A 24,408-nucleotide genomic window follows, 5' to 3' on the forward strand; every position below is an offset into this window, starting at 1 on the left:
CTTAAGTTGGGTGGAGATTTTTGTTGAGATGAAGAATAGAGTGGTTCTAATCCTTAAGTTGGTTGAGGAATTTGGTTGAGATGAAGAATAGAGGAGTTCTAATCTATAATCCTTTAGTTGAGTGAGGATTTTGGTTGAGACAAAGAATAAATGTTGAATAGATTGCAATTGCTAATAAAAGAAACCTATTGAGTCATTACTCAATAGGTTTTCTAGCTTTAAAGTAAGACCAACGTTTGTTGCTGATAAAATTATATCGTGTCATTAATATTCTTTGTATTCTTTGTTGTGTCAGTAAAGATGCACACCAGTCGTTTACAATACTTGTTGTTATTTTTTCATTTGGGAATAATAGAATGAATTCTTCGGTTGTTCGTAAAACAGCATCGGCTATCTTTTCATTCCTTCCACAATTAATGCAGTAACAATAATACCCCGAAACTCTAATAGAGAATGATTTGCAGTTTTGACAGCTGATCCCTTTCTTAAGTTGATTATAAGAGTAGGAAGGTAGGTTAGAATATGGATACTCCTCTTGATGAGAAGATAAGAGCTTGTCTACAATTGCTCTAGTTCGATTGGTAATATCGGAATGTTTAGAATTTAATTTCCTAAGTAGGGAGTTAATTTGTGTTGGAAGAATAAATCGTTTATCTAGAGGAGCATTGTATAAGGTGAATTCTGGATTGACAAATACCACAGAGGCTTGAATTGGAATATTGATAGAATTACGATTGACAAATTGTTGTAGTAGGGTTTCTGCCCGATCTAGTTGGTGGAAGGGGTTTGTTATTTTATAATCTGGATATTTATAGAAGTTATCATTCTTATAGATATATTCCGCTTCAAAGTTTTTGATTTCGTAGACCTTTATCACATCGGGGAAAACTAATAAAGTATCAATTTGAAATAACGAGTTGTGATGGGTAAGTAGTAAATCTTTTATTATAAAGCAATCAGTTTGAAGTTGTGATCAAGTATTCCATCAAACAACACCTCTCCTTCATAACCTTTCTTTAAATTAAAATAGTGTTGCTCTTCCTTCTCTGATAGTTCGCTTCGATAAGACAAAATCTCTAGTATTTGCAGCTCTTTAGAAGGGGTTCGTTTCTTTGCTTCCATTTACTTCATCCTTTCTTTATGAAAAATCACTTGAGAGATAATAGGGGAGAATGACTAAACGATCTCCCCTAAACATAATTACAACGCCTTAACTAACCCACCATCAACCAACAACGTCTGTCCAGTCGTATACGTATTTGCTGCAGAGCATAAGAAAACGGCTTGCTTAGCAAATTCTTCTGGCAATCCGTAGCGACCCATCGGAATACTTTTTTCGGTTGAAGATACAATTTCCTTATAGGACAAACCTAGTTTCTCTGCACGGATCTTATCTAAATGTTCTACACGTTCTGTTGCGATTCGGCCTGGTCCAATGGTGTTAATCAAAATATTGTCTCTTGCAAGCTCTTGAGACAGGCTCTTAGCCAACCCGACAACTCCTGCGCGGAATGTGTTTGATAGAATTAGATTATCAATGGATTGTTTAATAGATGACGAGGTGAAGTTAATAATTCGACCGCTTTGTTGTTCCTTCATATATGGGAGTACTTCACGAATTGCTCTGACAAAACTTAGTAAATTAAGTTCAAATGCATTTTGCCATGCATCATCTTCAAAGTTTGCAAACCCACCAGCTGGAGGTCCTCCTGCGTTGTTGACGAGTACATCTACTGTTCCGTTTAATTCCGCCGCAAATTGAACGAGTTCTTTAATTTCATCTGGATTGGTCACATCACAAGTTTTGTAGAAAACATTGTTGTTTGCAGTGCTTTCTTTAATTTCTGCGACAGTTGCAATTAAATCTTCCTCGTTTCGACTGGAGACTACGACATGAGCTCCTTCGTGTGCAAATTGTAGTGCGGTTGCTTTCCCTAGACCTTTACTTGCAGCCATTACGATAACGGATTTTCCTTTTAACCCAAGATCCATATGTATTACCTCCTAGTAATGCGATTAATCAAAGTATATCACAGCTCTATTATTTTATAGTAAAATATACATAATTTTATGAAGAAACAGATATTGCGAAACCTAAAAAAACCGGCGCATCGCACCGATTCTCTTAATCCTTCTTAAATTTACTTCCATTGCTCTTTGCACGTAATTTTGCTAAAAGGTCTGCTGTCGTTTCTTTGGCTTCTTTTTCTGCCTCGTGATCAATTTCTACAATTTTGTAAGATCCATCTTGCTTCTCCATTTTAAAAACGGTATTTATATCACTACCTTCAGGAAGTTCTTCCTTTGCAACGACAAGCTCTGCTTTATCTTCTTCAATTAATATCACAGCTTGATTTCCTTCAAATCTGTCTAGTACACCTTTCATTGCTTTCCCTCCGAACTTTAATTTACACATGCAATTCCTTCTGCTTCGATATCCCTTATTCTAGCATCGCCAATTCCTTTTATCCGTGTTAAATCTTTCACGGAACTAAATGGTCTCAATTCGATAAGGTCTTGTGCACGCTCTGGTCCAATGTGTTTAATATTCTGTACCTCTTCGAATGAAGCCGTATTAATGTTGACACAGCTTGAATTCGCTTGTTCATTTGATTCATTTGGAGAGGAACCAGAGTCTGAATTTGTTCCGCTCCCAGAACTAGAGCTTGAACCACTGTTAGTTTCACTACTTTTCGGGGTTACTGTTCCATCCTTTTTCGTCTTAATAGAATAGTCTTTACCATCTGTCGTCACAATAATCGTGCCGTGGACATCCGTGCCATATAATTCAATTCCAGCATTGTTCATGAGTGAGACAATTTCTCTATGTGGATGGCCGTAACTATTATCAGCACCCGCACTATATATTGCTACGTCCGGGCTTACCGCATTTACAAATGAATGATCACTGGATGTAGATGATCCGTGATGTCCTAACTGTAAAATATCAGCATCTATCGTAAACCCGGCATTCATCATACGCTTCTCAGCATTCGTATCCGCATCTCCAGTAAACAGGAACTTTACGTTACCATACGTGAAAAGTACTGAGATAGACTCTTCATTTGATTTACCGGTAGCAGACTGTGGATAGAGAACTTTTAAATTCATTGGTCCAATATCAAATTCATCTCCGGAACGAGGCTCATGATAGTTGGCACCACTTTCTAACACAGCTTCGAGACCGCGTTGAAATGTATTTGAGGTACTATCGTTTCCGGATAACCAAACTTCTGTAACCGTCATTGCATTAACCACATCATCTAGCTGGCCAATATGATCGGCATCTGGATGACTCCCAATAACTAAATCTAGTTTGGTAACGCCTTGCGATTGTAAATAATTGACGACTTCATTTCCTCGCCAGTCCCCAACGTCAAATAATATATTGTGCTCACCATATTGCAATAGTGTCGCATCGGCTTGCCCGACATCAATATAGTGAACCTGTAACTCTGGAAGGCTACCAACGTTTTTGGGTTCTTCTTTTTCTTCCTTTTCTTCTTGTGTAGCTTCATCACTTTGTGAATCGGTTTGTTCGTCAGCTACTTCTTTTGCGTCACTGACCTCTTCTTCTGTCTGCGTCACTTCTATATCTACTTTTTTATCTTTTACTTCCTCACTACTATCCGGTTCTACACCTTGACCACAGGCAACTAAGAAAAACGCCATCAGCACGGGAAGCAAGAGTCTTTTATACATGTTTATTCCCCCATAAAAATCATTTAACCTCATTAATCGTAACAAAATAACCTAAGGAAATCTACATGAGAACGACAGGGTAAAGGTTGGTGATATCCCACAACATAAAAATTACTAGAAATTAAATTTTAATAGCCCTCTACTAATGCAAAATTGTATTTTCTACCTATGAAAAACAAATTTTCTACCTAAAAAAGTTCAGTAAAACACTATTTTACAAAGATGATTTATTTTTATCGAATTGGCATACTTAGGGATAGGAGGGATGGACGTGAAAAAACTAGTTCAGTGGAAAATAACTACGATCCTAATATTTCTTGTACTAATAGGTAATGGCCTAGTTACTATTTTTGCAGAAAAAATCGCACTTGAATCAGTAGATCAACCATCCAACAAGAAAACTGTATCAGTTAATGGAGTCGTAGACCGAATAGAGGACGGAGAAAAAGTTGTCATTCTAGTAGAGGCATTGGAAAAAGAGCTAGTTATCCATCAAGGTGATTTTGACCTTATTCTCCAGCCACATATCTGGCTACGACTTACGCTAATGGATGGTGAAATAAAGGAAGTGTCCATAGATTTGGAAAAAACCAAAGAAGAGGAGGGAAAGGTTAAGGCCCTGCTAGATAAGATAAAGGGTAGGGGAAATAATTAGACTTTGTTATAGTTTAAATCCTTCCTTAACCTTCTTCGCTACTTCAGCAGCACTTAGGTTTGTATTGTTAATTCTTATGTAGTTTTCATACGGAATTTCGCCTTCTAAAGAATTTAATCGATGTTTAACTATCGAATTTTTTAGGTTGTTTTCCGACCACTCGATATCTCTTTTCGACGGCTTATGTTCTAGTCTATTGGGCGTTTTATTTCTTTCCAATCTCTCGGATATGTCAGCCTCTAACTCTACAAAATAGACCGTGCCACCTCTCGATTCAAAAATCTTGCAGATGCGGTTTACGTAATCCCAGTCTTCTTGCAGATCAAAGGCCCACAAATAAGTGAAGATTAAACCATCTAAATCACTTGTTGCCACTGATTCAAAAATCTCACGGCGAAAGAGGTTTACTAACCGTTTTCCTTCTTTGGTTCCATAATCAAAGAAATTGCTAACTAATTCGATTGTCATGTGGTTATGAAAGAGCTTTAAATTCGTGATTCTAGCGAGTTATTGTCCGACAGTCATTTTTCCAACAGCTTGTGGTCCTGTGATAAGTACAAATTTCATTTCATATAGTACCCCTTTTAGAATTTTATAAATAGTTTATCATATTTTGGCAAAGAAAAAAGGCTAAATCTAATTAGATTCAGCCTACCGAAATATCCATTATTTAATGACCACCATGCTCATCTTCTTCAGTTTCCTCATGACCATGATCGTCCTCTGTATCTTCATCGGTTTGTTCATAATGACCGCCTTCACCAATCGTAATCGCTAGTTTAGGCATTGTGTGCATATCTCTTGCAGTTACATGGACTTGTACATGGAATAATCCATCATGATCAAATGAAGTAGTAGCGGTATATGTACCGTCTTCATTATTTGTGGACTCTATTTTCGTGCTTTCGTCTTTTTTTCCCTCTTCCCAAATTTCATAAACGACTTCATCAGCATCCGTAACATTCTCTTCACCATATGTGACAGTAGCAAGAAGTTCAACCTCTTCGTTAACTTCTGCAGCCTCGGGCACATCAAGTGTTGCCCCTAAAACAAGTACTTCTTCTTCGTCAGGATTGTTTTCATTCGTATCGGAACAAGCAGCTAGTAAAATAATTGAAACTGCAATTAGGATAAAAAATAATTTTGATTTCATTCCAAAAACTCCTTTCAATCTATCTGTATTCTATCATGTTGCATCATAATTTAAACGTAGAGTTTTGAACAGATATTGACATTTTGTTACAGCTATCATTTACATAGAAATTACACTATTTTCACAATAAACTGAAACTCAAATGGGATACTTAAGATAGAGTGAATATTGAATGGAGGGAACTAAATGAAACGTGTAAAAAAAGCAATCATTCCTGCAGCTGGATTAGGTACACGCTTTCTACCGGCAACGAAAGCAATGCCTAAGGAGATGTTACCTATAATTGATCGTCCTACAATTGATTATATTGTGGAAGAGGCAAAACGTTCAGGTATTGAGGACATTATTATTGTTACCGGAAAGGGAAAGCGTGCTATTGAGGATCATTTCGATAAAAATATAGAGCTGGAAGACAACCTGATTAAAAAAGGGAAGCATGCATTACTCGAGAAAATTCAACCTTCATCCAATGTGGAAATTCATTATATTAGACAAAAAGAACCGAGAGGACTTGGTAATGCTGTATGGTGTGCACGTAAGTTTATCGGTGATGAACCATTTGCTGTGTTATTAGGTGATGATATTGTTCGAGCGGAAACACCTGGTATTAAACAATTAATCATGCAATTCGAAAAGTTGGATTCCTCCATTATTGGGGTACAAGAAATTCCTATAGAAGAAACAGAGCGGTATGGAATTGTTGAGTCGGATAAGAAGCAAGGTCGATTACACTCAGTGAAAAAATTAGTAGAAAAGCCGAAGATGGAAGCTGCTCCAAGTACTCTAGCGATTATGGGGCGTTATGTTCTAACCCCCGCTATATTCGATCTATTAGAAAACCAAGTACCAGGAGCTGGTGGGGAAATCCAATTAACAGATGCAATTAACCGTTTAAATGAGCTGGAACAGGTTTACGCCTACCAATTGGAAGGTAACCGATATGATGTTGGAGATAAAATGGGTTTCTTACGTACCACGGTAGATTTTGCTCTTGAAAACAGCGAGTTTAGTGGACAGGTAGAGCAAATGCTAAGGGAGCTATTAGAAAAATATCATTCACGAGAGGTAGTACGATGAATATTGCCGTTGTTGGTACAGGATATGTCGGACTCGTAACAGGAGTTAGTCTAGCCGAGGTTGGTCACCATGTTCGTTGTATCGATTTGGATACGAAGAAGATGGAACAATTAAAGTCTGGGAGAGCAACGATTTGGGAGCCAGGGTTAGAGGAATTGATGGTTAAAAACATGGCTAAGGGGAGGCTTTTCTTTACAACAGAGTATGAAATTGGTTTAGAAAATGCGGAAGTGATCTATATAGCTGTAGGTACTCCAGAGAAGGAGGATGGATCAGCGGATATTCAGTATGTAGAAGAGGCAGCGAAAACTATTGCAAAATTTGTTCGGAACGATGCATTAGTGGTGATAAAGAGTACGGTCCCCGTTGGAACAAATGATAAAATTTATAGCATTCTTCAAGATAATCTGATACGGGATATTACAGTAGATATGGTTTCAAATCCTGAATTTTTAAGGGAAGGAACAGCGATTCAAGATGCCTTTCGTGGTGATCGAATCGTAGTAGGGGCCCATAACTTAAAGGCCATTGAAGTGATGGAGAGAGTAAATAAACCTTTTGGAATACCGATATTTAAGACAGATATTCGAAGTGCTGAAATGATAAAATATGCTTCAAACGCTTTTCTGGCAACGAAAATTAGCTTTATCAATGAAATTGCAAATATTTGTGAACGTGTTGGGGCAAATGTTGACTTGGTCGCGCAAGGAATGGGGATGGATGAGCGTATAGGGAGTAAGTTTTTAAAAGCAGGAATCGGTTATGGAGGTTCTTGTTTTCCTAAAGATACGAAGGCATTAATACAGATTGCTGGCAATGTTCAGTATGATTTTGATTTGTTAAAAGGGGTTGTTCAAGTCAATCAAAAGCAGCAGATGATCCTAGTTGATCGCTTGCTTGATAGATTTACCTCGCTAAAAGGGAAGAGAGTTACCGTACTAGGATTAACATTTAAACCGAATACCGATGACATGCGAGAGGCCGCCTCCATTATTATTACGAATACCTTGATAACGCTAGGTGCAGATGTTATCTGCTATGATCCAGTTGCGATGGAGCAAGCGATGAATCTTCTACATGATCAAGTTAAATTTGCAGATAGTATGAAGGAAGCATTATTAGAGAGTGAAGCTGCGTTATTATTAACAGAGTGGGATGAATTTAAGGAAATAGATTTAGATGTTTATCAGCTTATGAAATCGCCAATTATCTTTGATGGTCGTAATTGCTATCCACCAGAGGTTATGGCTGAGAAGCAGATAGAGTATTATTCCATTGGTAGACCTAAGATCCCACCATTAACGTATGTGAAATAGAAAGGGCAGCTCCTGTTTTGGGAGCTGCCCTCTTAATGAATGGCGCTTTTGAATTTACCACCATGTGCTTCTTGCGCATCGATAATCGTAATAAATGCTTGCGGGTCTGTTTCGAAAACGATAGATCGTAGTTTAGCTATCTCTAAACGAGTTAACACAACAAAGATAACCTCTTTGTCTTCCTCTATAAAGCCACCTTTACCATATAAGTTCGTAATCATGCGTCCAAGTCTTTCTTGGATTGCTTCGCCGACTTCTTTATATTCATTCGTTACAACTAGTGCAGCTTTTGTATCACCGGTAAGTCCTTGACCAACAAAGTCGATTGCTTTCGACGCAATAAAGTAGGTAATGATAGAAAGCATTGCTTGTTCCCAGCCAAGGACAAATCCTGCCCAAGCAAAAATAAAGATGTTGATAAACATAACAAACTCGCCTACAGAAAAAGGTAACTTACGAGATAATAGGATTCCAAGTATCTCGGTTCCATCCAAAGCTCCAGCATTACGAATAACAATACCAACACCCACACCTAAAATTAATCCACCAAAAACAGTAGCTAATAAAGGCTCATCTGTAGCCGGCGTTAACGAATGTAATGTCGGTTCTATAAGTGCTAGCGCAACAATACTAAATAAGGAAGAGATAACAAAGTTTTTTCCTATATATTTGTATCCAGCAATTAGGAAAGGAAGGTTAAAAATAAGTATTAAAATACCGAAATTGAGACCTGTTAAATTATTCGTAAGTAAGGAAATACCGATTATGCCACCGTCTATGATGGAATTGGGGATTAAGAATAGTTCTAATGCCACAGCTGCAAGCGCTGCGCCTATAAGCATCATCGAATAGCGCATAATAATGCTGCCAATTGATTCCTTTTTATGTTGCTTTCCCAAGTTAAAACACCTTCTTTATTAATTTTCAAAAAAATGGTACGTTAAAATTATACAGTAAAAAGGTTATTCTATGTTGTGTTTAATTCTCTATTAACATACTTTTGGAGGTGTATAAATGGATGTATGGTACGCTAGTTACGGATCGAACTTAATGGAAGATAGGTTTTTAGCATATATATATGGCGGAACTCCCCCTGGCTCAAATCGTCCTGAACGTGGAGCTCGAGATAAAACACCCCCGAAAAGGAATGAACGGGTTGATATTCCATATCCACTCTATTTTGCAAAGGAAAGAAGTAAATGGGGGATTGGTGGTGTAGCATTTATTGGTACGGGTACCACCAACGAGGAGAGCACGATCGGTAGAATGTACTTGATTAAAGAAGAACAGTTTTATGATGTTGTTTCACAAGAAAACAATGGAGTAAAGGTGGATTTGGATTTAGAAGTGATAGAACGGAAAGGTTTCATCGATATACATGATGGTTGGTATAACCGGATAGTATTCCTAGGGAGAAAAGATGGGGCACCAATTTTTACATTTACAAGTAGTTTACCAATACATATGGTATCTCTCAGAAAACCTTCTGCTCCTTACTTGTCCGTCATTGCAAAGGGATTGAAGGAACTCGGATTTGTAAAAGAGGAAATAGAGGACTATCTCTTAGGTAAGAAAGGCATCGATGGGTTTTTAACCAAGAACACTTTGAACAATTTTATTAACTTTTAATGAAAGAAAAATAACGGAGAAAGGACGAATCCATTCTCCGTTTTACAGTCTTACATTAATCTTTGAATTTTTATCGCCTTTATAATAAAAGACTCCTTCCATAATTTGCGTGTGAGGAAAAGTTAAGTGATCCCAATAATACCTTAATGCTTGATCACGATCGACAACTTGATTTAAGTTCTGAAGCGCAAGGATGGAGTTTACATTAAAATCATAGCCTGCATCTAAAAAGGTGAGAAAGAGCTTAAGTTTCTCATAGGTTAAACGATTCTTCTTCTGGAAGACTGCTGGGTAAAGTACAGAACGATAGTTTAGAAGCTTTGGGTTTTTGGCAATTTCATTAACAATACATCGTCGATTATATTTCATAGCTAGCTCTTTGTACTTTTCAGGAATGGTTGGGTCAAATATAAGTTGATAGATTTCATTTTTGGAACAACCGGTATTTTCACAAATACGTTTGATATTGTTATTGGTTTCTTTCAGTAAAAGCATAATATACTCGTATTTTAGTTTATAATTAACTTTTTCTTGCATGCAGGACTGAAATAATCGGAGCGTCCAATCGAGCTGAGTGATATGCTGTTTTTCTAAAATATAGACTGGGACAGTAATTTGGGGGCTCTGAGATTTTAATATGTTATAAGCCTCGATACCTTTATGCAATAACAGTTGCCCTTTTTTGTCTCGAATAATATGGATATAGGGGACGTGATTATTTGTATACCTATGGTAAGAGTAACGGGTAAGCGATTTAGTTGTCGTGTGCCGTGCTTTTATTTTATGAAGTGGAACCCACTCTAGTTTAATCAAGTCCATTGACTCAGCCCCTTTCGTTGTTGTTTGTAAAGGGTATGTGGGGAGTGAATTGTCCTATACCATTGTTATGATTTTGTAACAACGGTTGAAGAGCAATAAAAAAAGATGCTGACAAGAACCAGCACCTTATTGATTATAGAAATGGCAACACAATTATATCTGTATTCCCTAAGCTAGTTTGTGTTGCTTGTGTTTCTTGAATTTGGTAATTTAAGTTTGCTGCTTTTTGGATCCAATAGTTAATAGGGTGTTCAGAACCAGCTTCACCTTCAAGTTTGCAACGTTCCAGCCCAATGTTTGCTTGAATGAGCCCCCATTCCTGATCAATCGTTTGGTATAGCTCATTAGCTAGATTAAAATAATGATGTGCTTCAGCATATTGGCCCTTTTGGAAGTTCAGCTCACCCTTTGAAAGGAATATGTGGCCTTCCCAGCCTTTGATACCAACTTTTTTAATCTGTTTCATCGCCTCATCTAGAAAATCATCTGCAATAGAGTATGCTCTTTCCATTCGATGTATATCAGCTAATGTACAGACCAATATCGCTTCGTATCGATCATAAGCTCCTTTTCTAGCAAGCTCTATCCCTACTTCACAGCACTTTCTTGCCCATTTTAAGTGCCCATTTACTTTTAAGACATCAGCATATTTTCGTAAGGCACGTACAAGGTAGTTGTCCATCTCAGTTTCTTTTGCGTATCGGATGGATTTCACTAACCATTCTCTACTGAATTTCATATCCCCAGATAACACACCCAGGTTGCCACCTACCATAAATAAAAGCTCATTGTATTCAGCTGTCCAATCCTTCTCTTTAAGAATAGATTCATAGCTTAATAGCTCTTCAATTAATCCATCTACAGGTTTTGAAAACATCTGATGATGAACTTTCCGGATGGCAAGATGTGCTTTTTCTTTATTAGCCAAAATTTCAGCGGTACCTTCGTTAGCAAATAGATTTTCAATCATGGTAATCGCCTGTTGATACTCTCCGTTCAAATGAACCATATCAATTAGTATCTGCATAAGCGACAGCCCTAGTGCACTTGCCCCGTGTTCTTGATACAGTTGTTCTAGTACTTGGCGGAGAAACCTTGTTTCTCCTCGTAACTGTAACTTTTTCAAGATTGGTAGGCAAGCTGTTGATAACCAGTAGAAAAATGCTTCTTGTTCGAGATAAGCTTCATGATGGAATATAGATTCCTCAAGCGCCTGAATTTCATTCTCTGGGTGTATGGCTGTTGAAGCATAATTCTCTACTAACTTGTCATAATAGGTTGCAAGTGTGTGATGAACACGTTTGGATAACTCTTGGTTCGTATAATCCAACATACCTTGTCGCATCAATGCATGAATAAATTGCTTATCTTGTTCCTTTGTAATAAATGAAAACTTATTAAAATCATGATAACGCGTTGCAGCGTAACCAGTTGGATGCTCTCGCAATAAATAATGAAACATATCTTCCGTATAGAAACGCGGCGTTGTCATGATTTTTAACGTTTCAATTTCTTCATCGGTTAAGTATTGCAGGAATCGGTCTAGTATCTCACGTTGGTTAGAGGCGAATTTGTCCGCATGGATTTCCTCACCGAGATTCTTCATTTCAAAATACGTATCAACCGATAAGTCTAGATGATATGGATGTCCACTACTAGAGGTAATGATTTTTTGACGTACTTCTTTCTCAGTAATACCACAATTTTCTAGGAAGCTATCTGCATCATTAGTTGAAAGATTTTCAATGATATGATGATCAAGAATTTCCTTCCAATCGGAGTCGTACTTTTCCCATTCTAAATATTCTCTTCCACAGATGACAAACAATACATCCGGAAGGGAACCAATTAAATCCCGCACCCACTTGTCTTTGGAATGAATGGTAGCCTTATTCGTTACACTAGACCATATTGCTTCGAATGTATCGAGGAAGATAACCGTATGTTTAATGTTGTACTTTTCTATGGCAAGGCGTAAATCATAGGCGAAAAAGGCAATTAAGCGCTCTTCCATTTCTTGCAGGGAGCAGTGTTCTAATTCGATTAGTTGCTCTTTTACTTCTTTTTTTAAGTGCCATTTCTTTCCTGATTCATATACTTTTCCGACAATCCCTGTAATGGAACCTGCTATTCCGAGTCCATCCAATGTGCTAATAATACTTCCTAGAATTGAAAGTTCTTTTTCATACCGAAGTTTTTTCTCATTGTATGTAATGTCTGGATTTCGTTTGTAAAAATACAACGAATAAGCGAGCTCGAAATGAGCAAAGGTGATATTCTTTTGGTATTTTATTTCCCTTACAAGCTCTAGTAAGGCGCGAGCTGGTGTATGGAAGGAATGATCCTTAAAATCTAGTGAGGTATATAATGCGTGAGGGTCATAGTCTACTAGTTCAACCTTTAGTTGTTTTTGTAGACTAGTTTTTCCGATTCCTCCTACTCCATAATATACAATCACATCGTAATCCTCATGTAGGCGCTCATTCATGCTATGTAAATGATTGAAAAATACCTCTCTTGGTAATTCACGATCTGTAAAAGTTTTCGTGGCAAAATATTTGCGTTCTTTTCTTCCAATTTGAAATTTTGGTTGTATAGGCATAAAGACACCTCCTATACGTATTATAATCTACAAATTGGAGCTTGTACTATAGAAAAAAGAAAAAATGGGACAAGGGTGTTTTAATCAAAGAAAATTCATACTATACTTTAGTGCATAATACCCGCTCCGGAAATATACTTCGCTTTCCGTGGGCGGCTGGTGAGCCTCCTCGTGCTTACGCACTGCGGGGTCTCACCGATGCCTATCCTCCCACAGGAGTCTCCGTATATTTCCGGAGCTAATGTGGTAAATTATTCGCATTTTTAACTTCAACTTCTAGTTATGTCTCATCCTCTGTACTTGCTATTTATTATTCCACATAGACAGAGTCGATAATGGTTCTTTTGAATGGTTTGCCGTTTTTGGTTAGTCCTTCTACTTCAATTGTTATATTGTATACTTCCTTCGCAGTGTTAAAAGTAAGTACTTTGGAGAGATTTTTGCTCCCTGCAACAGAAAGTTTCTTCGAGTTTACGGGATTATTAGATTCGGTGATATGGTACGTTGCGGTTAACGTATTCTCCTGTACTTCTTCTGTGTTCGCAGTTAAGTGGTATGTCATTTGCATGGAATTGCTAGCTTTCACTTTTCCAGCATTCTGTAGTTTAGTAGACGAGTTAAAACTGGTAACTAATAGATATGCATCTTCTTCTTTAACCGTTAGTTCTAATTTCCATTCTCCAGCTTCAGGCTTTTTGTAAGTTAGCGTATTCTGAATAGCTCCTAAGAAAATACCTTCCTCTATTTTTGTAGAGGAGAATTTAGGTGTTACGACTTTTCCAGAAGGAGAGGTAAGTTTAGCATCAGCTAAATTACGAGAAGTTAGTAGGTTGAGAGTTACTTCTTTCACACCGTCTTCTACTGGGATGACAAGCTCATTTTCTTTTTCTACTAGGAGTGGTCCACCATCTACCCATTGGTTATAGCTAGGTGAATTCCTATCGATATTTCCAGTGGTTTTTCTCATCTGAATATTATAGTAGGTATTATCAGTTAGATAGTCATCAAACACAGGGAAAGTAACGCCTGTGCGGATGGTCGTGTGGGTCCAATCCCCGATAGCGAGCTGTTGTCCACCTGGTAATCGACTGCTAGCAGTAGTAACTACACCATCATTGGATCCATATTGTGATAAATAGACACCGCCGTACCAATTAGATGAAAAGGCAGAGCCCCAAGCGGTGCCGCCCAACGTATAGTAATCATTATAATAAGCCCTAGGCTGATCATCCGTTTGCGCTCGGAAATCTGCCATATAGCCCATCTGCATGGAATATGTACCGTCACCTTGCGCACCTAATAAGTCTGCCAGCCATCCTGCTCCGGAGCTATATGCTAAGTCGGCTAGTTGTGACCCGTGATGTGGACTGGATAGTGTAATAACATTATTTACATATTGCCAAGCACCATAGTATGTTAAAGCAGTTTGTGTATCTACTCCACCTTTACTATAGGCAACCACCGTGATTGGTTTTCCTCCAAAGTGATTGGAAATTTCTCTTATTTTATCAGCTAGCAATGCGCCGTTATCCCACATATCAGCACTAGCACCACCCGCGTCATATAACTGAATAAAAGTGGTTTGATAGCCAGCGTTGTAAGCAGTTTGATACATATCGTTCTCTTCATAAAAAACTTGCGCAACATTATTTAAACCAGGGACAAATAGTAGAATAGGAGAATTAGGTATTAAATTCGGTGGGGTGGAACCGATATACCATTCCCCAGGTGTTTCGGTGTTTCCATTATTCGCTTTACCAGTAGTGGAAAAGAGCGGTTCGGATTCTTGGAATGGAATAGGGTCAGGGATTTCAGATAAGGTTACATTTTTTGCAGATGTCGATAGGGGGAAAGCTAAACCAATAACAAGCATTACAATAACAAAAATTAACGAAAACTTCTTAGGCATCTTACTCCTCCTCATGTTTAGTCTTTTCAATCTTATTCAATCTAAAAAGGATTCATGATGGGAGGAGGTTGGGAAAGTTGATAAATTTAATATAATCTCATCCTAACATTTTGCACGGATTAACGAAAAATAGTATCAGCTAGTACATATTAGTGGGCAAAATTGGTAAAAATTAATTAGAAGGAAAATAAAATTGGGGTGAGATTAATTAGACTACTTCAGAGCTTATTCATTATTGGAGTACTATTCATTGTAATATCGCAGGTGACTTCTGCCGAACAAAAGAGCATGGAACGAATACCTACTAGTACCGAGGAACATAATTGGAAACAGTCTAGTGTCAATTACGAGACCTTGGAAGTAGGAGAGCATAAATATAATTACTGGAAGAATTTTATGAAGCATACAAGAACATGTCACATTTCTCATCGAATGAAGACAGTTGTGTACTACTGTGACATACATAATCATACGAAGTCAGAAACTATTTTAGATGAAGTGATACATAGTGAAAGACATCGAAAAGACTAAGAGAGTTGCACGAGTTTGCAACTGGAGAAACTGGTATACCGGCAATTCGGATTGCAATTGAAATTACGTAATAATAAAAAAGGGGTATTCGTCTTATTGACGAATACCTCTTTCAATGTTTAATTTGCTATGTTGCTAACTGTAAAGGTCCTAATTATAAGTTTTTAAGATAGTGATATAACCCATTTTTTTCATAGGTAAATGTAGTTACCTCATCGGCTTGTTCTTTGACGTTATCCTCTGCGTTTTTCATTGCAACTGCATGTCCAGCTAACTCAAACATTGGTAAATCATTTTCGCTGTCGCCCACGACTAGTAAGCTCTCTTTTGATATTCTATATTCGTCTAGAAGTAGTTGAATCCCTGTTCCTTTTGTTACTCCAGATACCATTATTTCAACATTATGAAGAGATGAAGATGACATCGAAAAATCAGTTTCCTGTTTTAGTTCTAGTAGTCTATTTTTCCAATCATTAATCTTTGTCGTATCGACACTAAAGAAATAGACCTTAACAATATTTTCATAGCTGAGATGATTAACCCAGTTGATATTCTGACGAAGTGCTTCCGTTCTAGAATTTAATTCATTCTCAAGTAGGGTTCTCGGAATTGTTTTCTCTAGTTCACTGATAAAATAATCTTTGTCCTCTGTTAATGCGAAGCGAGATTCTTCTACAGGATGAACTTCATAGTAGATTTTTTCTTCTCTAGCTTCTGCAATAACTTTTCGAAGAAGGTGTTCTTCTAAAGAAAATTGTGCGAGCTGCTTTTTCTTCGTATAGATACCCATACCATTTGCTGTTACATAACCATCAAGGTGAATGTGGCTAGGAAAAACATCATCGATCTCTTTTTGCGTCCTACCTGTTGCTATGAATATTTTAATTCCTTTCTCACGAAGGTGTTGGAGATGGTGAATTAAACTTTCCTCAACCAAACCATTTGGATTGAGTAGCGTACCATCCATATCTAAGGCGATTGCTTTGACATTCAATTATATTCCTCACCTTTCCAAATTTAAGTATGTCATATACAGTTCATTATAGGAGATAAATATGACATATTGGGAAAACTATGAGCACAATTTATGTTGGAACAGTGGGTACATAGATTGGGTTCAAATGTAATTGAATGCAGTAATGAAAGCGTAATACAATGAAAGTAAGAAGTGGAGGGTAACTTTTGATAGATCAACGCTCCTATATATTATTTAAAGAAATCACTTCAAGTCATCATATTACTAAATCAGAGGTGATGAGAAAACTAAGTTTGACTGAACGACAGCTACATTATGATTTAGATAAATTAAATGCCGCCTTAAAAAATCTTGAACTGCCAGAAATCAAAATAGAGAATAATATCTTAACGATTCCGGAAGAGTTAAAAGGAGAAAAAAGCTCCGGTATCTTGGCTAACGTGGATTCAAAAATGTTTATCATTTCCGAGCAGGATCGCGTATTTGCGATCTACCTCTATACTTTCATTCGTAAGGAAGTTATATCTAACTACCACTACCAATTATTACTTGGAGTTAGTAAAAATACGGCCTTGGCAGATGTGAAGCGAGTGAAAGAGCTCTGTGAAAAATGGAATCTAAAATGGGTCTATTCTCGAGTGGAAGGCTATCATGCATTAGGTAGCGAAATGGACAAGCGTAGACTGGCAGCTTTCTGTAGTGACACCTTACTTTCCCAGCCATTAGGAAAAGAAACTTTAATCTTAATCCTCAAAAGTTGGGGCTTTGAAAATGAAATCGTTTTTACCAAACGGTTGGTGGATCAACTACTAGAGCAAAGAAATGTAACGCTTGTTAAAAGTAGAAAGACAGAGATGATTATTCGGCTAACATTTCTTCGGGTTCGTACTCCAAAAGGAAATATTACTTTTAAGGAGTATGAAAAGAGTATCATTGAGCGTCAAAGTATCTTCCATGTAGGCAAACTAATGGTAGATGAGCTTTTTCCTAAAGGTATTCCAGAAGAAAGCTACTATGTAACATTACAATTATTAGTTTCATCACAGGAGACGGAAACAGCCGATAATCCTAGCCTCGCTGAGTTGGTAGATAGGATCATAATTGAGTTTGAAAAAGTAACACTACTGCCAATTGAAAACAAGTCCTTTTTAAGAAAAAGCCTATACAATCATCTAGTTCCAGCTTTTTTCCGAATCTCCTTTGGGATACCATTGGTGAATCCATTAAAAGAAAGGATACAGGAAGAGTATAAGGAATTATTTGAATTTGTTCGTCAAGCTCTAGCTCCTTTAACCATGTGGACAGGTAAAATCATTAGTGATGAAGAAATTGGATATTTCACCCTTCACTTTGGTGGTCATTTAACAGATGATAAGCGAAAAAGTATAGAAAAACTTCGAGCTTTAATCGTTTGTTCCAATGGAATAAGTTCATCCATGATGTTAAAGGCGCAGCTTAGCCAAATGTTTCCCGATATCCAATTTTCAAGTATTCATAGTTTGAATGAGTTATCGGAAGTATCATTAAGAAATTACGATATGATTTTTTCAACAGTAGAGTCAACATCTATAGAGAAACCATTCTATGTTGTCAAACCACTATTATCACAAGTGGAAAAGAATTACCTTATTCAACAGGTTGCAGCTGACTTTCCGAAAATGAATGTAAAAAATGTTTCCGTAGACAGAATAATGGAAGTGGTTGGAAAGTATGCAGATATTCGAGATGAAGAAAATCTATTCTCAGAACTTGTTAACCTACTATATTTCAAAAACACAGATAAAGGGAGATACTCACCAATGCTTTCAGAATTACTTACAGAAGACATGATTCAGTTTACCGATGTGGATTTAAATTGGAAAGATGCAATTTCAAATGCATCGACTCCATTACTCGAAGCAGGAAAAATAGAACAAAACTATATTGACGCGATGATAAGTAATGTAGAGGAAGTTGGAACGTATATCCATATTGGAAAAGGTATCGCCATTCCTCATGCAAGACCAGAAGCTGGTGTAAAACAAATTGGGATGTCGTTCCTTAGAACGAAGAAACCTGTACTGCTACTTGATAAGGAAGAACATGCAATTGATATATTCATAACTATTGCTGCAATTGATAATGAAGCACATTTAAAAGCGTTATCTCATTTAACTAAAATCCTTGCAGATGATAGCAAGCTGACTTTATTAAAGAAAGCTAATTCAGCTCAAGAAGTAATAACAATAATTAAAGAAGGAGAAGAAGAATAATGAAAATAATGACAGTATGTGGACATGGATTAGGTACAAGTTTTATGGTGGAAATGAATATCAAGAATGTATTACAGGAACTAGGTGTAACAGGTGTGGAAGTGGAACACTCTGATTTAAGTTCGGTAGGACCAAGCGATGCAGATGTATTCTTCCTTGCAAAGGATATAGCAGAAGGTGGAGCTCATCTAGGTGAAGTAATTGTATTAAACAATATCATTGATATGGATGAATTAAGAGAAAAAGTAACAGCTTTAATGAAAGAAAAAAACTTAATCTAATTTTTAATCAGGGGGAAAAATCATGAATTCTTTTCTAAGTACGCTAGTTGATATTTTAAGTCAGCCAGCAATACTTGTGGCGTTAATCGCCTTAATTGGATTGCTATTACAACGTAAAAAACTATCAGACACAATTAAAGGTACTACGAAAACGTTTGTTGGTTTCCTAGTAATTTCAGCAGGCGCAGGAATTTTAGGAGTTGCACTTGAACCATTTGGAGCAATGTTCCAAGAAGCATTTAATGTATCTGGGGTGGTTCCAAACAATGAGGCAATTGTTGGGCTTGCTTTAACTGAATATGGTACAACAACTGCTCTTATCATGTTCTTTGGTATGATTGTTAACATTTTAATAGCTCGTTTTACACCGTTTAAATATATTTTCTTAACTGGTCACCATACTCTTTACATGGCTTGTATGCTTGCAGTAATTATGGCTGTAGCTGGCTTTAGTACACCGGCATTAATCGCAGCTGGATCTGTTGCTTTAGGTATTATCATGGCATTGTCCCCAGCGATTTTACAACCATTCATGCGTCAGTTAACTGGCAATGACAATGTGGCACTTGGTCACTTTAGTGCAGTTGGTTATGCAATTAGTGGTCTTGTTGGTAAAGCTGTAAAAGGTAAAAAGGAAGTTGTTTCTACTGAGAAAATTAACTTCCCACAAGGTCTTGGCTTCTTACGTGACAGTACGGTAAGTATTGCTTTAACGATGGCAATTATTTATATTATTGTGGCATTATTTGCGGGCCCAACTTATATAGAGTCTGAATTAAGTGCTGGTACAAACTATATTGTATTTTCATTGATTCAAGCTGGTAACTTTGCTGCAGGTGTATTCATTATCTTAGCGGGTGTACGTCTAGTATTAGCTGAGATTGTACCTGCTTTCCAAGGTATCTCTACTAAACTAGTTCCAAATTCAAAACCTGCACTTGATGTACCTATCGTATTTACGTATGCACCAAACGCAGTATTGATTGGATTTTTCTCGAGTTTCGTAGGTGGTATTGTATCCATGGTAGTTATGGCCTTCACTGGTAGTGTTATTATTTTACCAGGTGTTGTACCTCACTTCTTTACAGGTGCTGCCGCAGGGGTATTTGGTAACGCAACTGGTGGTGTTAGAGGTGCTATCCTAGGTGCATTTGTTAATGGTATTATTATTTCATTCTTACCAGTATTCTTAATGCCTGTACTTGGAGATTTAGGATTTGCAAACTCTACATTCTCTGATGCCGACTTTGGTGTAGCTGGTATCTTCTTCGGTTCACTTGCTAACTACTTTGGTACTATTGCCATTGTAATAAGCTTAGTAGTAATTTTAGTGCTTATGGCAATTCCTTATAAGAAAAAGACAGCTAATAACTAATTAAATAAGATTTCGGTTAGATGTTGATTTAAACCCGCGACCCGAATACAAAAAGCTTCCTGCGGGAGTTAATGTATTTAGGGTCGCTTTACTTTATTTAAGAATTTCCAAAATATTAAAGCATCAAGGAGGATAACATATTATGACGCAAGCAACGAAAGCAGTATCCCAATTATCTATTAATACAATCCGTACATTAACGATTGACAGTGTAGAGAAAGCTAAGCATGGTCATGCGGGGATGCCGATGGGGGCAGCACCAATGGCATATGCATTATGGAAAAACTTTTTGAATATTAACCCATTAAATCCAAGTTGGTTTAACCGCGATCGTTTTGTACTTTCAGCAGGACATGGTTCTAACCTCCAGTATAATCTACTTCATTTATCTGGATTTGATGTTACTCTAGAAGATTTAAAGACAACTAGACAATGGGGGAGTAAAACACCAGGACATCCGGAATATGGACATACTCCAGGTGTAGAAGCAACAACAGGTCCTCTTGGACAAGGAATTCCAGTAACAGTAGGTATGGCACTAGCGGAAAGGTATTTAGCAGAGACGTATAACCGGGACGGATATCCTGTAGTAGATCACTTCACTTATACGATTTGTGGTGATGGGGACTTAATGGAAGGTGTATCCTATGAAGCAGCATCACTAGCGGGTCATCTTGGTCTTGGCCGTTTAATCGTTCTATATGATTCCAATGATATTAGCTTAGATGGGGATTTGAATATATCATTTTCTGAAGACATTAAAAAACGCTTTGAATCTATGAATTGGCAATACCTCCTTGTCGAGGATGGCAATGATATTTCCGCAATAGGGGCTGCGCTGCAAGAAGCACGTTTGGATGATAATCGCCCAACTATTATTGAGGTTAAAACAACCATTGGTTATGGATCTCCTTCCCTCCAAGGGACACATAAGGCCCATAGTAATCCGTTAGGAAAAGAAGAAATCAGCCGTACAAAAGAATATTTAGGTTGGGAATATGTAGAGGAATTTTATGTTCCAGAGGAGGTTTATGAAGACTTCCGATCCATTCGTGAAAATGGTATCCAAAGGGAACAAGAGTGGAATCAGTTATTTGCTAAATATGAAGCGGCATATCCAGAAGAAGCTCGAGAATTATTACGTGTTATTAATGGTGAGTTACCAAAAAACTGGGATGCGAAACTTCCTGAATTTGTTGATGGGGATTCACTTGCCACAAGAGCGTCTGCAAGTAAAGTGTTAAATGCGCTAGCAGATGTATTCCCAGAACTCGTTGGTGGAGCAGCTGACCTAAACTCTTCTACACAAGCTAAATTAAATAACTATGGTGATTTTAAGCCAGGAAATTATGTTGGAAGAAACGTTTGGTTTGGTGTCCGTGAATTTGCCATGGGTGGTATAGCGAATGGTATGGCACTTCACTATTTAAAACCGTTTGTAAGTACATTTTTTGTATTCTCAGACTATCTTCGTCCAGCCATTCGATTAGCTGCTTTAATGAAACTTCCGGTTACTTATGTTTTCACACATGATAGTGTAGCTGTTGGTGCTGATGGTCCGACACACCAACCTATAGAACATCTAGCATCCTTCCGTGCGATGCCAGGAATTTCTGTAATTCGTCCTGCAGATGCAAATGAAGCAAAAGAAGCTTGGAAGCTAGCGGTAACATCATCTGATACTCCAACAATGCTTGTTTTAGGACGTCAAGGTCTTCCGACACTAGAAGAAACTAGTAAACTAGCAACGGATGGAGTAGCAAAAGGGGCTTACGTTGTATCGCAAGCAAATAGCAAGGCAACAGGTATCATTCTTGCAGCAGGTTCTGAAGTATCTTTAGCTATTGAAGCACAAAAAGAACTAGCAAGGGAAGATATTCATGTGAACGTGGTAAGCATGCCATCATGGGAGCTATTTGAAAAGCAGTCAGAAGAATATAAGGAATCTGTACTTCCTAATCATTTAACTAAGCGCTTGTCTGTTGAAATGGGGTCTAAGCTTGGTTGGAGGGAATATGTAGGCTCAGCTGGATCAGTACTTAGTATTGATATCTTTGGTGCATCTGCTCCAGGAGATGAAGTAATTGCGAGATATGGTTTTACCGTAGAGAATGTTGTTAAGGAATTTAAGAAACTATAATTGTAGTGCCAGACACCAAATCAGGTGCCTGGCACTTTTGTGTAGATAAAGTTTATTGCCTGGAATCTCTCCTAGGATCCTTCTTCCGCGATATTGTTTCGGAGTCGGTATGTGTTTCTTCCGCAAATTCTGTTTGTAACCGTCCACTTCTTCTTAATAGGCGTTTTCTTTTTGATTTCGCCTCATTTTCCAGGATATAAGCATGGATGAATGGTTCTGTAAGAGTTATAAAGAATGCTGCAAATAAAGATGTCATAATAAGTGGCATGTCTGTTTCAATAAATAAATATCCAAGAATTGCTAGTGTGAAAAATGTTAAAAAGAAGTCGGCAATGCTTGCTTTAACATTCCCGAATCGTCGTAATAAAAAACGGTCACCTATAAGGTAACTTATTCCTGTAGCGAGAATTCCAATAATGACTAGATTGGTTAAGCTAGCATCAAAAAATATACCAAATATAGATAGTACGGTAATCATATGCACAATAAGTTTTATTCCCAAAGCTTTTAAATTCATCTTTATAAACATCCTTTCAGGAGTGGTTTCTTAGGCTTATGTTAGTATTTGGCAATTCTCCTGAAAATATGATATTTATAAGATAAGAAGACAAAACATTATGGGGGATAATACATGAAATATTTTGCTGTTTTTTTACCAATGAAAGATGAAGAAAAAAGTAAGCAATTTCGAGCAGAACATCTTACTTATTTACAAGAAAAGGTTGAGGCAGGGAATGTATTTGCGAAAGGCCGATTTGTTGATGGTGCTGGTGGTCTCGTTATTTATATGGCCGAAAGCTTAGAAGCAGCAGAAGAGATGGTAAAAAAGGATCCTTATGTAGTAACTGGTGCTAGAACTTATGAAATTCATGAATGGGAAATGACACAGTAAAAACATTTAAGACCAGAACGAAAGATGTTCTGGTCCTTTTCTCTGTACTGTAAGCTATCTGAAGGTTCCCCCTGTTTAGTAACCCCTTGCCACTTGGCGATTGTTCTCGATAATGTTAGTAATGACGGACTCTGTTAATCGTTTTACTGTTTTAGGTACCATTGTTTTTAACACGGGGTTGATCACTGGTCCCATCATTCCTTTGGCAGTCATATTAAGATTCCCTGTCATTTCTGTTTGAAAGGCTGTTATCGTTTTTGCTTCGAAATAACCGTTACCTGAGATTTTTTCACTAATTCCAGTCAAGGTGAACTTTACCGTAGTAGGTTTCTTCCATTCGGTAATATCAACTCGCATACTAACGGTTTTTTGTAGTTTACCTACATCTCCTTTAAACTTCCATGTCGACTGTTTTTCATTTAAAATGCTGTGCTCGACATAACCAGGAATAAGTGGTGCCCACTTGTTCATATCACTAACAAACTCCCAAATGGCTTCAATTGGTACATCCACTTCTTTTGTAAATGAACCTCCAGGCATATGAAAACCCTCCTTTAATCCATGTTACCAAGTATATTAACAACATCGAAATTTATTCAGGAAAGTTTATTTTGACAAATGGACAAGTATATTGCTGTTATTGTCGATATTTGTTGAACAAAAGAAAAAAATTCCTATTTTACTTTGTTTATTAAGATAAATAGGAATTTTATAGTAAAATTTCCACTCAAAACACTCTTTTACAAGAAATTGCTTGTCGAATGGTGTCAAAAACCAAAAAAATACGGATTGGAAATATTTTTTAGAATTTGGTATTTATATTTATAGAGTCGAAAGGAGGGGGGAAAATGACCCAAAATGAACTATTAGATTTAAAAAGAAAAGTAGATCAACATGAGCAAACTATCGTTCAACTCTTAGAAATAATTGCGGCGACAAATCGTCGTATATCGGAAATTTCGGCCGTTCATTCCCCTTGTTGTGATAATTTAACCCTCAAGTATCCTCGTTAGGCGCCTCACCTCTTAACAAAATAAGGATCAGTCCATCCCCGGATTGATCCTTATTCTTCTATAATAGTAATAAACCATGGCGAAGA

General features: G+C 37.3%; 24 protein-coding genes and 1 pseudogene. 11 read left to right on the forward strand and 14 right to left on the reverse strand.

Annotated features, from left to right (window positions below; translation table 11 throughout):
• Positions 1-196: 196 nt before the first annotated feature.
• The 5 genes from TE34_RS07375 to TE34_RS07390 all read right to left on the reverse strand — a co-directional run bounded on the left by TE34_RS07375 (position 197) and on the right by TE34_RS07390 (position 3,702).
• Positions 197-949, reverse strand: a complete 753-nt coding sequence (locus TE34_RS07375) for a nuclease-related domain-containing protein (protein WP_084710653.1) — start codon at positions 947-949, stop codon at positions 197-199.
• Positions 946-1,122 carry a hypothetical protein gene (locus tag TE34_RS20990; protein WP_157037596.1) on the reverse strand — a complete coding sequence of 59 codons (177 nt, stop codon included), beginning with the start codon at positions 1,120-1,122 and terminating at the stop codon, positions 946-948. The genes TE34_RS07375 and TE34_RS20990 overlap by 4 nt, the downstream gene beginning before the upstream one ends.
• 78 nt (positions 1,123-1,200) lie before the next feature.
• The gene (locus tag TE34_RS07380; protein WP_047984183.1) at positions 1,201-1,992 is read right to left on the reverse strand and encodes an SDR family oxidoreductase; all 792 of its coding nucleotides are present in this window, start codon (positions 1,990-1,992) and stop codon (positions 1,201-1,203) included.
• Positions 1,993-2,125: 133 nt separating this feature from the next.
• A complete protein-coding gene (locus tag TE34_RS07385; RefSeq protein WP_047984253.1) occupies positions 2,126-2,386 on the reverse strand; it encodes a DUF3006 domain-containing protein in 261 nt (86 codons plus the stop codon).
• 17 nt (positions 2,387-2,403) lie between these two features.
• Complete coding sequence (locus TE34_RS07390) at positions 2,404-3,702, reverse strand: MBL fold metallo-hydrolase (RefSeq protein ID WP_053074999.1); 1,299 nt, start codon at positions 3,700-3,702, stop codon at positions 2,404-2,406.
• Positions 3,703-3,973: 271 nt separating this feature from the next.
• On the opposite strand from TE34_RS07390, the gene TE34_RS07395 reads away from it, so the two are divergent.
• Entirely contained in the window at positions 3,974-4,357 is a 384-nt protein-coding gene (locus tag TE34_RS07395) for a hypothetical protein (RefSeq protein WP_047984184.1), read from the forward strand.
• Positions 4,358-4,363: 6 nt separating this feature from the next.
• Here TE34_RS07395 and TE34_RS07400 read toward each other — a convergent pair.
• A pseudogene (locus TE34_RS07400) lies at positions 4,364-4,924 on the reverse strand (AAA family ATPase).
• A 103-nt stretch (positions 4,925-5,027) separates the two neighbouring features.
• Complete coding sequence (locus TE34_RS07405; RefSeq protein ID WP_053075000.1) at positions 5,028-5,510, reverse strand: FixH family protein; 483 nt, start codon at positions 5,508-5,510, stop codon at positions 5,028-5,030.
• Positions 5,511-5,696: 186 nt separating this feature from the next.
• Between TE34_RS07405 and galU the strand changes: the two genes are divergently transcribed.
• Both galU and TE34_RS07415 read left to right on the forward strand, forming a co-directional pair.
• Positions 5,697-6,587: a UTP--glucose-1-phosphate uridylyltransferase GalU gene (gene galU / locus TE34_RS07410; RefSeq protein ID WP_047984185.1), complete on the forward strand. Its 891-nt coding sequence runs from the start codon at positions 5,697-5,699 to the stop codon at positions 6,585-6,587.
• On the forward strand, positions 6,584-7,903 hold the full coding sequence (locus TE34_RS07415; protein WP_047984186.1) for a UDP-glucose dehydrogenase family protein: 1,320 nt from the start codon (positions 6,584-6,586) through the stop codon (positions 7,901-7,903). Before galU ends, TE34_RS07415 begins: the two co-directional genes overlap by 4 nt.
• A 32-nt stretch (positions 7,904-7,935) precedes the next feature.
• On the opposite strand, the gene TE34_RS07420 is transcribed toward TE34_RS07415, so the two are convergent.
• On the reverse strand, positions 7,936-8,760 hold the full coding sequence (locus tag TE34_RS07420; protein WP_047984256.1) for a YitT family protein: 825 nt from the start codon (positions 8,758-8,760) through the stop codon (positions 7,936-7,938).
• A 157-nt stretch (positions 8,761-8,917) separates the two neighbouring features.
• Between TE34_RS07420 and TE34_RS07425 the strand changes: the two genes are divergently transcribed.
• On the forward strand, positions 8,918-9,532 hold the full coding sequence (locus tag TE34_RS07425; protein WP_047984187.1) for a pre-mRNA-splicing factor CWC25 family protein: 615 nt from the start codon (positions 8,918-8,920) through the stop codon (positions 9,530-9,532).
• Positions 9,533-9,574: 42 nt separating this feature from the next.
• On the opposite strand, the gene TE34_RS07430 is transcribed toward TE34_RS07425, so the two are convergent.
• The 3 genes from TE34_RS07430 to TE34_RS07440 all read right to left on the reverse strand — a co-directional run bounded on the left by TE34_RS07430 (position 9,575) and on the right by TE34_RS07440 (position 14,862).
• On the reverse strand, positions 9,575-10,351 hold the full coding sequence (locus tag TE34_RS07430) for a hypothetical protein (protein ID WP_047984188.1): 777 nt from the start codon (positions 10,349-10,351) through the stop codon (positions 9,575-9,577).
• 133 nt (positions 10,352-10,484) lie between these two features.
• Positions 10,485-12,953 (reverse strand): hypothetical protein, encoded by a 2,469-nt coding sequence (locus TE34_RS07435; RefSeq protein ID WP_047984189.1) that lies wholly within the window; start codon positions 12,951-12,953, stop codon positions 10,485-10,487.
• Positions 12,954-13,263: 310 nt separating this feature from the next.
• Positions 13,264-14,862, reverse strand: coding sequence for an esterase/lipase family protein (locus TE34_RS07440; RefSeq protein WP_047984190.1), 1,599 nt, complete (start codon positions 14,860-14,862; stop codon positions 13,264-13,266).
• A 198-nt stretch (positions 14,863-15,060) separates the two neighbouring features.
• On the opposite strand from TE34_RS07440, the gene TE34_RS20995 reads away from it, so the two are divergent.
• Complete coding sequence (locus TE34_RS20995) at positions 15,061-15,393, forward strand: hypothetical protein (protein ID WP_157037597.1); 333 nt, start codon at positions 15,061-15,063, stop codon at positions 15,391-15,393.
• Positions 15,394-15,547: 154 nt separating this feature from the next.
• On the opposite strand, the gene TE34_RS07445 is transcribed toward TE34_RS20995, so the two are convergent.
• Positions 15,548-16,387 carry a Cof-type HAD-IIB family hydrolase gene (locus TE34_RS07445; protein ID WP_084710654.1) on the reverse strand — a complete coding sequence of 280 codons (840 nt, stop codon included), beginning with the start codon at positions 16,385-16,387 and terminating at the stop codon, positions 15,548-15,550.
• A gap of 188 nt (positions 16,388-16,575) precedes the next feature.
• Here TE34_RS07445 and TE34_RS07450 point away from each other — a divergent pair, with 188 nt between their 5' ends.
• From TE34_RS07450 to tkt, 4 genes are all read left to right on the forward strand, one after another.
• A complete protein-coding gene (locus tag TE34_RS07450; protein WP_047984191.1) occupies positions 16,576-18,621 on the forward strand; it encodes a BglG family transcription antiterminator in 2,046 nt (681 codons plus the stop codon).
• A complete protein-coding gene (locus TE34_RS07455) occupies positions 18,621-18,902 on the forward strand; it encodes a PTS sugar transporter subunit IIB (RefSeq protein ID WP_047984192.1) in 282 nt (93 codons plus the stop codon). The genes TE34_RS07450 and TE34_RS07455 overlap by 1 nt, the downstream gene beginning before the upstream one ends.
• Positions 18,903-18,924: 22 nt before the next feature.
• Positions 18,925-20,277, forward strand: coding sequence for a PTS ascorbate transporter subunit IIC (locus tag TE34_RS07460; protein ID WP_047984193.1), 1,353 nt, complete (start codon positions 18,925-18,927; stop codon positions 20,275-20,277).
• Between the two features lie 142 nt (positions 20,278-20,419).
• Complete coding sequence (tkt, locus tag TE34_RS07465; RefSeq protein ID WP_047984194.1) at positions 20,420-22,417, forward strand: transketolase; 1,998 nt, start codon at positions 20,420-20,422, stop codon at positions 22,415-22,417.
• A gap of 52 nt (positions 22,418-22,469) precedes the next feature.
• Here tkt and TE34_RS07470 read toward each other — a convergent pair whose 3' ends face one another.
• A complete protein-coding gene (locus TE34_RS07470; RefSeq protein ID WP_053075001.1) occupies positions 22,470-22,934 on the reverse strand; it encodes a YndM family protein in 465 nt (154 codons plus the stop codon).
• A gap of 114 nt (positions 22,935-23,048) precedes the next feature.
• On the opposite strand from TE34_RS07470, the gene TE34_RS07475 reads away from it, so the two are divergent.
• The gene (locus TE34_RS07475; protein ID WP_047984195.1) at positions 23,049-23,309 is read left to right on the forward strand and encodes a YciI family protein; all 261 of its coding nucleotides are present in this window, start codon (positions 23,049-23,051) and stop codon (positions 23,307-23,309) included.
• 75 nt (positions 23,310-23,384) lie between these two features.
• Here TE34_RS07475 and TE34_RS07480 read toward each other — a convergent pair whose 3' ends face one another.
• On the reverse strand, positions 23,385-23,849 hold the full coding sequence (locus TE34_RS07480) for a CoxG family protein (RefSeq protein WP_047984196.1): 465 nt from the start codon (positions 23,847-23,849) through the stop codon (positions 23,385-23,387).
• Between the two features lie 308 nt (positions 23,850-24,157).
• Here TE34_RS07480 and TE34_RS21000 point away from each other — a divergent pair, with 308 nt between their 5' ends.
• Positions 24,158-24,322: a hypothetical protein gene (locus tag TE34_RS21000; protein WP_157037598.1), complete on the forward strand. Its 165-nt coding sequence runs from the start codon at positions 24,158-24,160 to the stop codon at positions 24,320-24,322.
• Positions 24,323-24,408 lie beyond the last annotated feature (86 nt).

The sequence above is a fragment of the Ornithinibacillus californiensis genome (assembly GCF_001038485.1).
Taxonomy (GTDB): Bacteria; Bacillota; Bacilli; order Bacillales; family Amphibacillaceae; genus Ornithinibacillus; species Ornithinibacillus californiensis.